Below are 11,996 nucleotides of genomic sequence, written 5' to 3' on the forward strand. Positions count from 1 at the left end.
GACTTAGTTCTCACGTCCCCGGTCGCGACGCGGACCGCGGTCGCCACGGGGGCCGCCGCGTTCGCGGCCTTCGTTCGAGGACGGACCCGAAGCTTCCTGGGCCCAACGCTTGTCCTGCGCCATGGGATCGTGCTCCAGCACTTCACCCTTAAAGACCCAGACCTTCACGCCGATGATGCCGTAGGTCGTCTTGGCTTCGTAGAAACCATAGTCGATGTCGGCGCGCAGCGTGTGAAGCGGCACGCGACCTTCGCGGTACCATTCCATACGTGCGATTTCCGCGCCGCCCAGACGACCCGAGACATTCATACGAATGCCCTTGGCGCCCAGACGCATGGCCGACTGCATCGAACGCTTCATGGCGCGACGGAAGGCCACGCGGCGCTCCAGCTGCTGCGCGATGTTCTCGGCGATCAGCTGTGCATCGGTTTCCGGCTTGCGGACTTCGATGATGTTCAGGTGAACTTCACCCTCGGTGCGCGCCGAGATGTCCTTGCGGAGCTTCTCGATGTCAGCGCCCTTCTTGCCGATCACGACGCCCGGACGGGCGGCGTAGATGGTGATGCGGCACTTCTTGTGCGGGCGCTCGATGATGATGCGCGACACGCCGGCGGCGGCCAGGCGTTCCCGCAGCCACTCGCGCAGCTTCAGGTCCTGGTGCAGCAGGCGGGAATAGTCGGCGCCGGCGGCGAACCAGCGGCTGTCCCACGTGCGGTTCACGCCGAGGCGCAGACCGACCGGATTGATTTTCTGTCCCATCAGGCGGCCTCGCCGGCTTCACGGACCACGATGGTGATCTCGCTGAACGGTTTCAGGATGCGCGACGAACGACCGCGAGCACGGCTCGCGAAACGCTTCATCACCAGGTTCTTGCCCACGAAGGCCTCGGCGACGACCAGATTGTCGATGTCGAGGTTGTGGTTGTTCTCGGCGTTCGAGATTGCCGAATACAGGACCTTGCGGACGTCGCCAGCGATGCGCTTACGGCTGAATTCCAGCTCGTTCAGCGCCTTCTGGACCGGCATGCCGCGGATCGAAGCGGCGACCAGGTTCAGCTTTTGCGGGCTGATACGCACGTTGACCAGCTTGGCGCGGGCCTCGGTCGGGGCGACCCGACGCTCGTTTTTTGTCTGGGCCATCGGTTACTTCCTTTTGGCCTTCTTGTCCGCCGCGTGACCCGGGAAGTTCCGGGTCGGGGCGAACTCGCCGAGCTTCATGCCGACCATCTCTTCCGAGACCGACACGGGCACGTGCTTCTGACCGTTATGGACGCCGAACGTCAGACCGACGAACTGCGGCAGGATGGTGGAGCGGCGCGACCAGGTCTTGATCACGTCCTTGCGGCCCGACGATTGAACGGCGTCGGCCTTCTTGAGCAGATACCCGTCGACAAACGGGCCTTTCCAGGAGGAGCGGGCCATTCTTAGCGAGCCTTCTTAACGTGGCGGGTACGGATGATGTACTTGTCCGTAGCCTTGTTCTTGCGGGTACGAGTGCCCTTGGTGTCCTTACCCCACGGCGTGACGGGGGTACGACCACCAGAGGTCCGGCCTTCACCACCACCATGCGGGTGGTCGATCGGGTTCATGGCGACGCCGCGAACGTGCGGACGCCAGCCCATGTGACGCTTACGACCGGCCTTGCCCAGGTTCTGGTTCATGTGGTCGGGGTTCGAAACCGCGCCCACCGTGGCGATGCAGCCGTCCAAGACCATGCGCAGTTCGCCCGAGCCGAGACGGATCTGGGCGTAGCCCTGATCGCGACCGACCAGCTGGGCGTAGGCGCCGGCCGAACGGGCCAGCTGGGCGCCCTTGCCCGGCTTCATTTCGATGTTGTGGATGATCGTACCCACCGGCATCGAACGGAGCGGCATGGCGTTGCCCGGCTTTACGTCGGTCTTTTCGCCCGCCACGATCGTGTCGCCCGCCTTAAGGCGTTGCGGCGCGATGATGTAGGTCTTTTCACCGTCCTCGTAGGTCACGAGCGCGATGAAGGCCGTGCGGTTCGGATCGTATTCCAGACGCTCGACCGTGCCGACCATGTCCCACTTGCGACGCTTGAAGTCGATCTTGCGATACAGGGTCTTGGCGCCGCCGCCACGGAAGCGGACCGCGATGCGACCGCCCTGCCCGCGTCCGCCCGACTTGGTCAGGCCTTCGGTCAGCGACTTTTCCGGACGGCCCTTGTGGAGTTCCGAACGGTCAACCAGCACGAGGGCGCGACGGCCCGGCGAGGTCGGATTGTAATGTTTCAAGGCCATCTGATCAGAGCCCCGTGGTGACGTCGATCGACTGGCCGTCAGCCAGCGTCACGATCGCTTTTTTGATGTCGACCCGGCGACCCAGGATACCCCGGAAGCGCTTGGTCTTGCCCTTTTGAACCAGGGTGTTGACCTTCAGGACGTTGACTTTGAACAGGCTTTCGACCGCAGCGGCGATCTCGTCCTTGGTCGCCGTGTCGGCGACGCGGAAGACGACCTTGTTCTGCTCGGACAGGATCGTGGCCTTTTCGGTGATCACCGGGGCCAGGATGGTGTCGTAGTGCTTGGCGGTAGGTTGAGCGGCCATTACGCGGCTTCCTTATCGCTGAAGCGGGCTTCGATGGCCTCGATGGCGGCCTTCGTCAGCACCAGCTTGTCAGCCCGCAGGATGTCATAGACGTTCAGGCCGGCGTTCGGCAGCACGTCGATGTGCGGGATGTTGCGTGCGGCCAGGCCGAAGTTCGTATCGACTTCGGGACCCGCGATGATCAGAGCCTTGGTCCAGCCCAGCTTGCCGAGCGTTTCACGCAGCGAAGCGGTCTTGGCTTCCTTCACCGAGACGGTGTCGACCACGATCAGGTCGCCCGACTTGGCCTTGGAGGACAGGGCGTGACGCAGAGCCAGGGCGCGGATCTTCTTAGGCAGCGAGAAGCCGTGATCGCGAACGATCGGGCCGAAGGCGCGCGAACCGCCGACGAACTGCGGTGCACGGCGCGAACCGTGACGAGCGCCGCCGGTGCCCTTTTGCTTGTACATCTTCTTACCCGTACGAGAGTTCTCGTTGCGGGTCTGAACCTTGTGCGTACCGGCGCGGCGCTTGGCCAGTTGCCAGTTGACGGTGCGGGCCAGGATGTCGCCGCGGATGTCGGAGATGCCGAAGACGGCGTCCGACAGTTCCACGTCGCCAGCAGCCTTGCCGTCGAGTTGGATGACAGAGAGTTTCATTACGCTTCACCGCCTTCGGTCGCTTCGACGGGGGCTTCTTCAGCCGGGGTCGAGGCGGGTTGAGCAGCAGACTTGCTCGACTTCAGCGCGCCGGGGAACGGAGCGTCGGCCGGGCGAGCCTTCTTGATGGCGTCGCGAACCTTGACGTAGCTGCCGTCGTGACCGGGGACAGCGCCCTTGATCAGGATCAGGCCACGCTCGGCGTCCACGCGGACGACGGTCAGGTTCTGGGTGGTGACGGTCTCGGTGCCGTAGTGGCCGGCCATCTTCTTGCCGGGGAACGTGCGACCCGGGTCCTGACGGTTACCCGTCGAACCGTGCGAACGGTGCGAGACCGAAACGCCGTGGGTGGCGCGAAGGCCGCCGAAGTTCCAGCGCTTCATGGCGCCGGCGAAACCCTTACCGATGGTCTCGCCCTGGATGTCGACCTTCTGGCCCACCAGGAAGTGTTCGGCCGACAGTTCGGCGCCCACTTCCAGCAGACCGTCCGCATCGACGCGGAACTCGGTCACATAGGCTTTCGGTTCGACTTCCGCCTTGGCGAAGGTCTCGCGTTGAGCCTTGTTGGTGTTCTTAGCCTTCTTCGTGCCAGCGCCCAGCTGGAGAGCGACGTAGCCGTCACGCTCCTGGGTACGTTGGCCGACGACTTGGCAGCCGTCGAGCTGCAGCACAGTGACCGGTACGTGCGCGCCGTCATCGGCGAACACGCGGGTCATGCCCAGCTTCTTGGCGATCACGCCCGTGCGCATCGGATCCCGCCTCTTTCTACTTTAAATCTTGATCTCGACGTCCACGCCGGCGGACAGGTCGAGCTTCATGAGCGCGTCCACGGTCTGCGGGGTGGGGTCGACGATGTCGAGCACGCGTTTGTGCGTGCGGATTTCAAACTGCTCACGCGACTTCTTATCGACGTGCGGAGAGCGGTTCACGGTGAACTTCTCGATCAGGGTCGGCAGCGGAATCGGACCGCGAACGGTCGCGCCGGTGCGCTTGGCGGTATTAACGATCTCGCGCGTCGAAAAATCGAGGACGCGGTGATCAAAGGCCTTGAGCCTGATGCGGATGCTTTGATCCATATCGGTGCTTACTTCCAATGCGGTCGGAGGACCGCGTCCCTGTGAACCATTTCAAAGACCGAAGGCCTTCGGGCAAAAAGCCCTCAGGGAACGCAAATCCGCAAAAACGATCGGCCCACGCAGTTGCCCGCGAAGGCCGTTGATATCCCAAGAAGCTGCAAAGAACAGTGACTTAGGTCGTTCTTGCGAACCGCGTTTGCAGCGAACTGCACAGCCGGTCCAACAAGAGTGGTGGCTTATGCCTATCGATTCTGATTTCGTCAAGCGCGCAAACCCGGGCTGGCACAGGATTTCGACGCGGTCTTCGCCAAGGGCGTTGCACGTCGCAACAAGGCGTTTGGCGGCGACGTCGTCGGCGTTTGACGCCCCTTTATAGTGCAGGAGTGCGACTGCTGTGCGCGATTAACGACTTGCCCCACAGATCGCCAAGTCGTGACACATTCTGGCCGCAACGCGTGGCTGTTGCGCAACAACCTTGCCATCCCAAGCCAATCGAACGTCGGTTTATTGCTCCGCTTCGTCTTGGGCTGATAGCAGCGCCCCTCCCCGGACCCCCATCCGGGGGCAGACTGCTAAGGACAAAAGAAAAATGAAGACGATCCTCCTCGCCACGGCCGCCGCCGCCCTGTTCGCCGCCCCGGCCTTCGCCCAAGACGCCATCGGTTCGGTCGGCGTGACCTATTCCAACCCGTCGATCGAAGTCGCCGGCGACGACTTCGACGCCGACGTCTGGACCGTTGACGGCTCGGTCGCCCTGCCGGCCCAGGACTGGACCGTGACGCTGAACGGCGCCATCGACTACACCAAGGCCTTTGGCGAAGAAGACGTCACCGGCGCCGCCGCCGCTCACCTGACCAAGATGTGGTCCTCCGACGTTCGCGCCGGCGCCTTTGTCGCCGCCAACGGCATCGGCAGCGGCAACGAGCCGATCTGGACCGTCGGCGCTGAAGCCCAGAAGTATCTGTCGAACGCCACCCTGACCGGCCAAGTCGCCTACACGACCGCTGACAACGTGGACGCCGACATCTGGACCGTCGGCGCCGACGCCGCCTTCTACGTCATGCCGAACCTGCGCCTGAACGCCGGCGTCGCGTACAACAACGTCGACTTCTCGGGCGGCGACACCGACGCCTGGACCTACGGCGTGGGCGCCGAATACGAGTTCGAGAACACCCCGTTCTCGCTGGGCGCCGCTTACACCCGCGCCGACATCGATTCGCTGGACGTCGACACCTGGTCGGTCGGCCTGCGCTATTCGTTCGGCGGCGGTCTGCAAGCGCGTGACCGCGCCGGCGCCAACCTGGGCGTCTCGGCCATCTCCAGCGTCCTGAACGTCTTCTAAGCGTCTCGGACCTGAGCCATGCGAAGAGCCCCGGCGGAGCGATCCGCCGGGGCTTTTTGTTTGGCCGGAAAAGACCCCCGGGGTTCCACGACCGGGGGCCTTCTCGTCGCTCGGGTCTTACTGCCCGATCTGCAGGGTTCCCGATCCGACGACGGAGCGAGAAACCGATCCCGTGGCTGAGGCGACTCGGACGCTGCCCGATCCGGCGATCGCCACGTCAAGGTCGCGCGTTGCGCCGCCGTAGCGAACATCGCCCGAGCCGCCGATGGCGACCGACAGCTTGTCCATTCGGCCCTGCCGCACGTTCACACCGCCCGAGCCGCCGATGGACAGTTCACTGCGTCCGCCGGCGCTGGCCACCTCGACATTGCCCGATCCACCGACGGCCGCCTTCAGGGCTCCGGTTGCTCCGGCCGAGATGGAGCCAGACCCGCCGACGCTGGCGTTCAGCGATCGAGACGTGCCCGCGCGGATCGCGCCTGATCCGCCAAGGCCCAGTTCCACATCGCCATCCACATTGGCCACGTTCCAGTTGCCGCAGCCGCCATTGTCCAACTCGACCGATCGCGCGCCGCGTCCGATTGAGCCGAAGACCGCGCCGCTGGCGCTGACATCCACCGCGCGCGGCGTGCGCACGACGATCAAAGGCGCGTCTTCCAGGCGAATGCGGCCCAGGTCGCGTACCTCGACGGTCGCGCCCTGCCCCGGCTGGCCCGAATCGCTGCGACCGGAGTTGCAGCCGCGAATGGCGCTGTTGCCGCCCCACATGCCGTTACGCCGCAGGCCGCCGTCGATCTTGACGTCATTGCCGTCGCGGCGAACCTGAATGGCTGGCAAGCGCGTCTGGCCTTGCGTGACCTCGACCCCGATATCCTGACGATCCTCGACGATGACCACCACACGGGCGACGGCGTTGCGTATCTCGACCTCGGCGGCCGAAGCGGGCGCCGCGACAAACCCGGTCAGGGTGGCGACGGCGGCGGCGGCGATCAGTGCGGTTTTCATGAGCGGTGTTCCCTTCCCGAATGTGAGGAGAAGGTGCGCGCCGCCCGCGACCAAGTCATTTTAACTCGAGGTCATGAACTCGAATTAACGCCCCGAGCTTATGACGTCGCGTTCAGCGCGCCCGCGCCGTCAGCCGCGCCGATCTCCGGCTCGAAGTCGCGCTCGAAGTTGGCGATCTTGCTTTTCATCGCGCCCGCCTTCTTCAGCGCCAGCGACGCGGCCCAGCGCGCCGCCAGCTCCGGCGTGGTCATGCCGTCGGTGAAGCGCGGCCGCCCGCCCCGGCTGCGGATCACCGCATTGGTGAACAGCGCGCCGTTGCGGAACCGCGACGGCCAGGTCTGGAAATCCATCGACAGGCTGACGCAGAAGCGGTCCAGATTTTCCACGCGGTGAGGCGCATAGAGCGGCCAGGTCAGGGCGCGGCCCGGCTCCAGATCCATGACCTGCGCGTCCTGTTCGAACGCCAGTGTATAAGGCAGTTCCTCGGTCGTCTGGCGCGCGACCACCTGTTCCATGTTTCGCTCGGGCAGATGCCCCTCGTCGCCGGGATAGACGAACAACCGCTTGCGCCCACGCAGGTGGAACAGCACCACGCCCGCCGCGTCAAAATGATAAGGCACGCGCGCCTTGGGCGACGATAGGATCAGTTGCCCCGCGTTCCGCACCGCCCGCATCCCCGGATAGGTCGCCTGGATCGCGGCGAAATCCTTCATCGCCGCCGCCCACAGCTCGGGCCAGCCGGTCTCGACCCCGCGCAGATTGACCCACAGCCGACCCTGTTTGATCGCCTCCAGCAGTTCCTCGCCCGACAGCCGCCCGCGCGCGCCGGTGCGCAAGGACACCTGCCCCTCGTCGTCGTAGTCATACAGGTTGATGTCGAACAGTTCGGCCGGATAACGATCCAGCACGGCGGCCAGCGCCGCATCTTCGGCGAATCCTTGCTCGATCAGGGTGTGGGCGTGGGTCTTGGCCTCGGCGATCGGGCCCGGATAGCGTGTGCGGCGTTGGGTCATGCCGATATCCTCAAACGTGGGCGACGCGCGCCGGCGTCTTCTTCTTGGCGGCTGCCTTCTGGACAGCCGACCGTGCGGCGACCGCCGCGCCCCTCAGCCGCCCGACGGGCGTCGCCTCGCAGGCTTCGATCGTGGCCCAGCGCCGACGCAGGGACGCCCGCACCGCCTCGCCGCGTCCGCCCGCCCTGTTCAGCGCCGCGACCGTGATGTCGCCCAGCGCCTGGGTCACGCCCGGCTGCATCACCACGGCTTCGCGCACCGTCTGGCGGGCGTTGACGAAATACTTCTTGTAGGTCTCGCCCTCGAAGCCGAAGTCGAACACCCGGAAGCCCTCGGCCGCCGCCAGCCGCATTGTGTCCATGCTCAGCAGGATGCCTGGCGAACACCGCGCCAGCGTCGGTTCATAGGCTGGGAACCAGAAATGGTAATGCCGCCCGGCGTGCAGCGAGAACTCGATCGCCACCAGCTTGTCGCCTGCATGCATGGCCGCCATCGAGGCGCCGAAGCCTTCTCGCGCTTCGCTCATCAGCGCGTGCAGCAGATCCCGCGTCCAGCCGCAGGCGAAGATGTCATGCAGGCCCGAGCGCCGATACTGCGCCGCCTTCAGCGCGATCAGATGATCCAGCAGTGCAGGATCTCTGAGACCCCGCTCCACCCGGATCGGCCCCAGTTCGGCTTCCAGGCTCCGGCGCGCCCGCTCCTTGTCCTTGAAGTATTTGCCGAAGGTCTTGCGCCGCTCGGCGTACCAGTCGTCATAGCCCGCCTCGGGCATGGCCACCTGCACCGTCTCGCGCGCCTGGCCTGTTTCGCCCGCGCCGATCCACCCAGGCACGTTCAGCCGCTTGGCTTTCAACAGCCGCGCCACCTCTTCCAGCGTGATCGTCTCGCCCGCCGCGGCGATGACGCCGTGATAGTCGTTCATGGGCGCGCCCAGTGGCTGCACCGCTCCGCCGCGTCGCTGATGCGGGAAGAAGCCGACGATCTCGTCATCTCGCCGGAACACGGCGATCGCCGCACCGGGGCAGACCCGCGAGGCGATCTCGGCATAATCCCAGCGGAAATACGGGCTGGCCAGATCAGGATTGCCAGCCGTCCACGCACGCCACAGGGCGACGGCGGCGGCGTCCATCGCCACCGCGTCCATGATCTCGACCTGCAGCATTCCGGCCATACGCATCCTCTTAGGGCCCTGCGCAGCAAGGTCCATTCCAGACTGCACCCTGCCCCATGCGCGTTTCATCAGGGTTCACCGTCATGGTGAATGCACGTTGAAGGAGCCGCGGTCGCCTTGGCGCGTTTGAGTGACCCAAGGAGAAGACCATGACCGATCAACGCCCTGACAGCAAAGCCGTCGAGAACGAAAACCTGCGGCCGGACGCTGACGGCCAGCCGCCGCGCCCCGCGACCGAGCCTAAGGGTTCGAAGGACTCGTCGAACTCCGGCGAAACCGAAACCGACCCCGCGACCGGCGAACCCAACTGAACACCGACCGCCCGCACTTACCGTCTCGAAAGTCTCTTATGAACCGTCCCGCCTACCTCGCCGCACTCGCTGTTCTGTCTTTGGGCGCCTGTTCGCCGAAGGAGGAAAACACAGCCGCCCCAGCGGCTCAGACGGCCGAGACCGCGCAAGTGGGCCAAACCGGCCCGCTTTCACGTGACGCCATCGAAAACACCGCCTATGCGCCGCCGCCGGCCGCGCAAGAGGGCCAGCCCTCCACCCCGAATGCATCCCAGCAGCAGCCGCAACCCGCCCTGATCCGCGCCCAGGTTCTTCTGGAACGCGCCCGCTTCTCGCCCGGCGCGATCGACGGCCTGGCGGGGTCGAACATGCGCCAGGCCATCTCGGCGTTTCAGGAAGCGAACGGCATGACGGTGAACGGCGAGTTGAACGCCGACGTGATGGGAAGACTGCGCGCCGCCGCCGGACCGGGCGCGGTGACCACCGCCTACACCATCACCCAGCAGGACATCGCCGGACCCTACCTCGGCGTCGTTCCCACGGAGTTGGAGGCTCAGGGTCAGGTGCCCCACATGGGCTACGCCAATATCGTCGAGGCCTTGGCCGAGCGCTTCCACGTTACCGAAGCCTTGCTGCGCGCCATGAACCCCGGCGCCGATTTCAATCGCGTGGGCCAGGGTCTGCTTGTCCCCGCCGTCAACACCGCGCCCCTGCCCGCCGACGTGGACCACATCGACGTCGACAAGAGCGAAGGCTCGGTCAAGGCGTTCGACGCTGACGGCAAGCTTATCGCCTACTTCCCGGCCACCATCGGCAGCGGCGACAACCCGACCCCGACCGGCACGGTCAAGGTCAACGGCGTTGCGCGAAACCCGGACTACACCTACGACCCGTCGAAACTCAGCTATGGCGACGGCAAGAAGAAGGTCGTCGTCAAACCCGGTCCGAACAATCCGGTGGGCGTCGTCTGGATCGACCTGAACAAGCCCAGCTACGGCATCCACGGCACGCCGGACCCGCATCTGGTCGGAAAGACGGCCTCGCACGGCTGTGTGCGCCTGACCAACTGGGACGCCTGGATGCTGGCCGACAAGGTCAAGCCGGGCGTCACCGTCCGCTTTATCTAGTGAACGGCGCCGAACGGCGTACCGTCCCAGAAGTCGCAGTGGTGGCGTTCGAAGAAGCCGTCGTCCATCACATCGCCCTCCGGCTTGAACACCCGCACCGGCCCCGCACCCTCGACGCGGGGCCATTCGGCGGCGAAGGCCGAACGCCCGAACGTCGCCCACAGCTTTTGCATCCGCTCAGACAACGCCTTCTGCTCAGGCGTGAACCGCTTGGGATCAGCAAACACCCAGCGCGTGCCGAACACATAGGCCAGTTCGCTGGCGTGATAGGCGCCCAGGTCCAGACCGACAATCCAGTCGGGCAAGACGAACGGCGCCTCGCGATCGGCGACCTCATAGCCCCACACCGGCACATGCTGGGCCAGCAGTCGTCGCAAGGCCTGTGACGGACAGGCGAACCTCTGGTCCGTGAAGTTGGTGGCGATGGCATAGGCGGGCCCGTCCTTCCCCACAGGATAGCGCGCCAGCACCCGCTCGCCCTGGTCGCCGTACATCCAGATCGTCTCCTTCTGATAGCGATCCATGTCCTGCACCTCGTTGGCGAACAGCCGCCCCTCATCGAGGTTCGTCCCGACCAGGACGGGCACGCGCGTGAACCGCCCCTCGCGGATCGCGACCGCCGGGTTTTCCGGCACAGTGGCGTCCGTGTGCACCGGGCCCCATGATCCCGGCCCGTTGATGCCCGCCCTCAATGATGCCGCCCGCGACAGCCGCCAGGCCGGAAGCGCCTTCAGACACGCGATCTGATCCTCGCCGGTGCAGCCAAGCCTTTCGGCGAACATCGGCCCCGACTGGGCCGCGTCCTGCGCCCTGACCAGGGACGACGGCTCAAGACATCCGCCGCTCTGCATGATGACCCGCTGATACAGCCCTTCCGATTGCGGCGACGCCATCAGATAACAGGCCGTCCACGCCCCCGCGCTCTCGGCGAACAGGGTGACGTCGCCCGGGTCGCCGCCAAAGGCCGCAATGTTCCGATGCACCCACTTCAGCGCCGCCTGCTGATCCATTAGGCCGAAGTTGCCGCCGAAGCCTTCGCCAGTCGCCTGAAACCCCGGATGCGCCAGCCAGCCCAGCGCGCCGAGCCGATAATTCATCGTCACGACCACCCGACCCTGCTCGCGCGCCAGTTTCGAGGGATCGTAGTTGGCGCCCGCCCCCACGGTGAAGGCGCCGCCCGGGATATAGACCATCACCGGCCGCGCCTCGGCCGCCTCTCCGCCCGGCGCATAGATGTTCAGATACAGACAGTCCTCGGACCCGACGACGATCCCGCCGCCGCCGCCCAGGATCGAGCGTCGCCCGATCGCCTGGGTGCAGTCCGCACCGATCCGCGTCGCATCCCGAACGCCCTGCCAGGCCTCAACCGGCTGCGGCGCGCGCCAACGCAGATCGCCGACCGGCGGCGCCGCGAACGGCACGCCGAGGAACGCTCGCGTCCCCGCCCCCTCGACCCCGCGCGCCATCCCGGCTTCGGTCCTGGCCAAGATCGGCTCGGCGTCCTTGGCGAACCGGACCTGATCGACCTTGCCGGGATGGGTGGCGCAGGCCGACAGGGCGACAAGGCACGCAAGCAACGAGATCAGACGCATCGTGAACCTTGGCTTTTGGGCAGACGATCCTAACGCCCGAACGGCAGGCCCGTTGCGGGCGCCTAGAGTTCCCCCACAGCAAAACGGCCCCCGGATTGCTCCGGGGGCCGTTCTGTTACGCTACTCTGTCTTTCGGCCTATGCGCGCCTCGCGGAGGCGCGCGACTTGAGGCCGG

The 11,996-nt window shown here is 65.7% G+C and carries 15 protein-coding genes; 3 read left to right on the forward strand and 12 right to left on the reverse strand.

Annotated elements, in window-relative coordinates; genetic code table 11:
- Nucleotides 1-3: 3 nt before the first annotated feature.
- From rpsC to rpsJ, 8 genes are read right to left on the reverse strand one after another with little or no spacing between them, the layout of a single operon-like run.
- Nucleotides 4-759 (reverse strand): 30S ribosomal protein S3, encoded by a 756-nt coding sequence (gene rpsC, locus BVE01S_RS09130; protein ID WP_017506053.1) that lies wholly within the window; start codon nucleotides 757-759, stop codon nucleotides 4-6.
- Complete coding sequence (gene rplV, locus BVE01S_RS09135; protein ID WP_017506054.1) at nucleotides 759-1,139, reverse strand: 50S ribosomal protein L22; 381 nt, start codon at nucleotides 1,137-1,139, stop codon at nucleotides 759-761. Before rplV ends, rpsC begins: the two co-directional genes overlap by 1 nt.
- A 3-nt stretch (nucleotides 1,140-1,142) precedes the next feature.
- Nucleotides 1,143-1,421, reverse strand: a complete 279-nt coding sequence (rpsS, locus tag BVE01S_RS09140; protein WP_017506055.1) for a 30S ribosomal protein S19 — start codon at nucleotides 1,419-1,421, stop codon at nucleotides 1,143-1,145.
- Nucleotides 1,422-1,423: 2 nt separating this feature from the next.
- Nucleotides 1,424-2,260: a 50S ribosomal protein L2 gene (gene rplB / locus BVE01S_RS09145; RefSeq protein WP_055753391.1), complete on the reverse strand. Its 837-nt coding sequence runs from the start codon at nucleotides 2,258-2,260 to the stop codon at nucleotides 1,424-1,426.
- Between the two features lie 4 nt (nucleotides 2,261-2,264).
- On the reverse strand, nucleotides 2,265-2,567 hold the full coding sequence (locus tag BVE01S_RS09150; protein WP_008260292.1) for a 50S ribosomal protein L23: 303 nt from the start codon (nucleotides 2,565-2,567) through the stop codon (nucleotides 2,265-2,267).
- Entirely contained in the window at nucleotides 2,567-3,205 is a 639-nt protein-coding gene (rplD, locus tag BVE01S_RS09155) for a 50S ribosomal protein L4 (protein WP_017506058.1), read from the reverse strand. The genes BVE01S_RS09150 and rplD overlap by 1 nt, the downstream gene beginning before the upstream one ends.
- Entirely contained in the window at nucleotides 3,205-3,954 is a 750-nt protein-coding gene (rplC, locus tag BVE01S_RS09160; RefSeq protein ID WP_066626693.1) for a 50S ribosomal protein L3, read from the reverse strand. Before rplC ends, rplD begins: the two co-directional genes overlap by 1 nt.
- Nucleotides 3,955-3,975: 21 nt before the next feature.
- The gene (gene rpsJ / locus BVE01S_RS09165; RefSeq protein ID WP_003164367.1) at nucleotides 3,976-4,281 is read right to left on the reverse strand and encodes a 30S ribosomal protein S10; all 306 of its coding nucleotides are present in this window, start codon (nucleotides 4,279-4,281) and stop codon (nucleotides 3,976-3,978) included.
- Nucleotides 4,282-4,870: 589 nt separating this feature from the next.
- On the opposite strand from rpsJ, the gene BVE01S_RS09170 reads away from it, so the two are divergent.
- Nucleotides 4,871-5,623, forward strand: a complete 753-nt coding sequence (locus BVE01S_RS09170; protein WP_066626699.1) for a porin — start codon at nucleotides 4,871-4,873, stop codon at nucleotides 5,621-5,623.
- Between the two features lie 117 nt (nucleotides 5,624-5,740).
- Here the strand turns inward: BVE01S_RS09170 and BVE01S_RS09175 are convergent, their stop codons facing one another.
- From BVE01S_RS09175 to BVE01S_RS09185, 3 genes are all read right to left on the reverse strand, one after another.
- Nucleotides 5,741-6,628, reverse strand: a complete 888-nt coding sequence (locus BVE01S_RS09175) for a GIN domain-containing protein (RefSeq protein ID WP_066626702.1) — start codon at nucleotides 6,626-6,628, stop codon at nucleotides 5,741-5,743.
- 98 nt (nucleotides 6,629-6,726) lie between these two features.
- Entirely contained in the window at nucleotides 6,727-7,641 is a 915-nt protein-coding gene (locus BVE01S_RS09180) for a transcriptional regulator (protein ID WP_066626704.1), read from the reverse strand.
- A gap of 10 nt (nucleotides 7,642-7,651) precedes the next feature.
- Nucleotides 7,652-8,812 carry a GNAT family N-acetyltransferase gene (locus tag BVE01S_RS09185; RefSeq protein ID WP_066626706.1) on the reverse strand — a complete coding sequence of 387 codons (1,161 nt, stop codon included), beginning with the start codon at nucleotides 8,810-8,812 and terminating at the stop codon, nucleotides 7,652-7,654.
- A gap of 149 nt (nucleotides 8,813-8,961) precedes the next feature.
- On the opposite strand from BVE01S_RS09185, the gene BVE01S_RS17025 reads away from it, so the two are divergent.
- Entirely contained in the window at nucleotides 8,962-9,123 is a 162-nt protein-coding gene (locus BVE01S_RS17025; RefSeq protein ID WP_165117191.1) for a hypothetical protein, read from the forward strand.
- A gap of 38 nt (nucleotides 9,124-9,161) precedes the next feature.
- Nucleotides 9,162-10,229: a L,D-transpeptidase family protein gene (locus tag BVE01S_RS09190; RefSeq protein ID WP_066626707.1), complete on the forward strand. Its 1,068-nt coding sequence runs from the start codon at nucleotides 9,162-9,164 to the stop codon at nucleotides 10,227-10,229.
- On the opposite strand, the gene BVE01S_RS09195 is transcribed toward BVE01S_RS09190, so the two are convergent.
- Nucleotides 10,226-11,821, reverse strand: a complete 1,596-nt coding sequence (locus BVE01S_RS09195) for a carboxylesterase/lipase family protein (protein ID WP_066626708.1) — start codon at nucleotides 11,819-11,821, stop codon at nucleotides 10,226-10,228. The two genes, BVE01S_RS09190 and BVE01S_RS09195, sit on opposite strands and share 4 nt — an antisense overlap.
- Between the last annotated feature and the right edge of the window lie 175 nt (nucleotides 11,822-11,996).

This window comes from Brevundimonas vesicularis NBRC 12165, from assembly GCF_001592205.1.
Lineage (GTDB): Bacteria > Pseudomonadota > Alphaproteobacteria > Caulobacterales > Caulobacteraceae > Brevundimonas > Brevundimonas vesicularis.

What these genes read in the sequence shown, in the direction of transcription:
- BVE01S_RS09190 (WP_066626707.1), top strand. Translation starts at nt 9,162, where the DNA reads ATGAACCGTCCCGCCTACCTCGCCGCACTCGCTGTTCTGTCTTTGGGC.
- rplC (WP_066626693.1), bottom strand. Translation starts at nt 3,954, where the DNA reads ATGCGCACGGGCGTGATCGCCAAGAAGCTGGGCATGACCCGCGTGTTC.
- BVE01S_RS09185 (WP_066626706.1), bottom strand. Translation starts at nt 8,812, where the DNA reads ATGGCCGGAATGCTGCAGGTCGAGATCATGGACGCGGTGGCGATGGAC.
- rplB (WP_055753391.1), bottom strand. Translation starts at nt 2,260, where the DNA reads ATGGCCTTGAAACATTACAATCCGACCTCGCCGGGCCGTCGCGCCCTC.
- BVE01S_RS09170 (WP_066626699.1), top strand. Translation starts at nt 4,871, where the DNA reads ATGAAGACGATCCTCCTCGCCACGGCCGCCGCCGCCCTGTTCGCCGCC.
- rpsC (WP_017506053.1), bottom strand. Translation starts at nt 759, where the DNA reads ATGGGACAGAAAATCAATCCGGTCGGTCTGCGCCTCGGCGTGAACCGC.
- rpsS (WP_017506055.1), bottom strand. Translation starts at nt 1,421, where the DNA reads ATGGCCCGCTCCTCCTGGAAAGGCCCGTTTGTCGACGGGTATCTGCTC.
- BVE01S_RS17025 (WP_165117191.1), top strand. Translation starts at nt 8,962, where the DNA reads ATGACCGATCAACGCCCTGACAGCAAAGCCGTCGAGAACGAAAACCTG.
- BVE01S_RS09195 (WP_066626708.1), bottom strand. Translation starts at nt 11,821, where the DNA reads ATGCGTCTGATCTCGTTGCTTGCGTGCCTTGTCGCCCTGTCGGCCTGC.
- BVE01S_RS09175 (WP_066626702.1), bottom strand. Translation starts at nt 6,628, where the DNA reads ATGAAAACCGCACTGATCGCCGCCGCCGCCGTCGCCACCCTGACCGGG.
- rplD (WP_017506058.1), bottom strand. Translation starts at nt 3,205, where the DNA reads ATGAAACTCTCTGTCATCCAACTCGACGGCAAGGCTGCTGGCGACGTG.
- rplV (WP_017506054.1), bottom strand. Translation starts at nt 1,139, where the DNA reads ATGGCCCAGACAAAAAACGAGCGTCGGGTCGCCCCGACCGAGGCCCGC.
- rpsJ (WP_003164367.1), bottom strand. Translation starts at nt 4,281, where the DNA reads ATGGATCAAAGCATCCGCATCAGGCTCAAGGCCTTTGATCACCGCGTC.
- BVE01S_RS09180 (WP_066626704.1), bottom strand. Translation starts at nt 7,641, where the DNA reads ATGACCCAACGCCGCACACGCTATCCGGGCCCGATCGCCGAGGCCAAG.
- BVE01S_RS09150 (WP_008260292.1), bottom strand. Translation starts at nt 2,567, where the DNA reads ATGGCCGCTCAACCTACCGCCAAGCACTACGACACCATCCTGGCCCCG.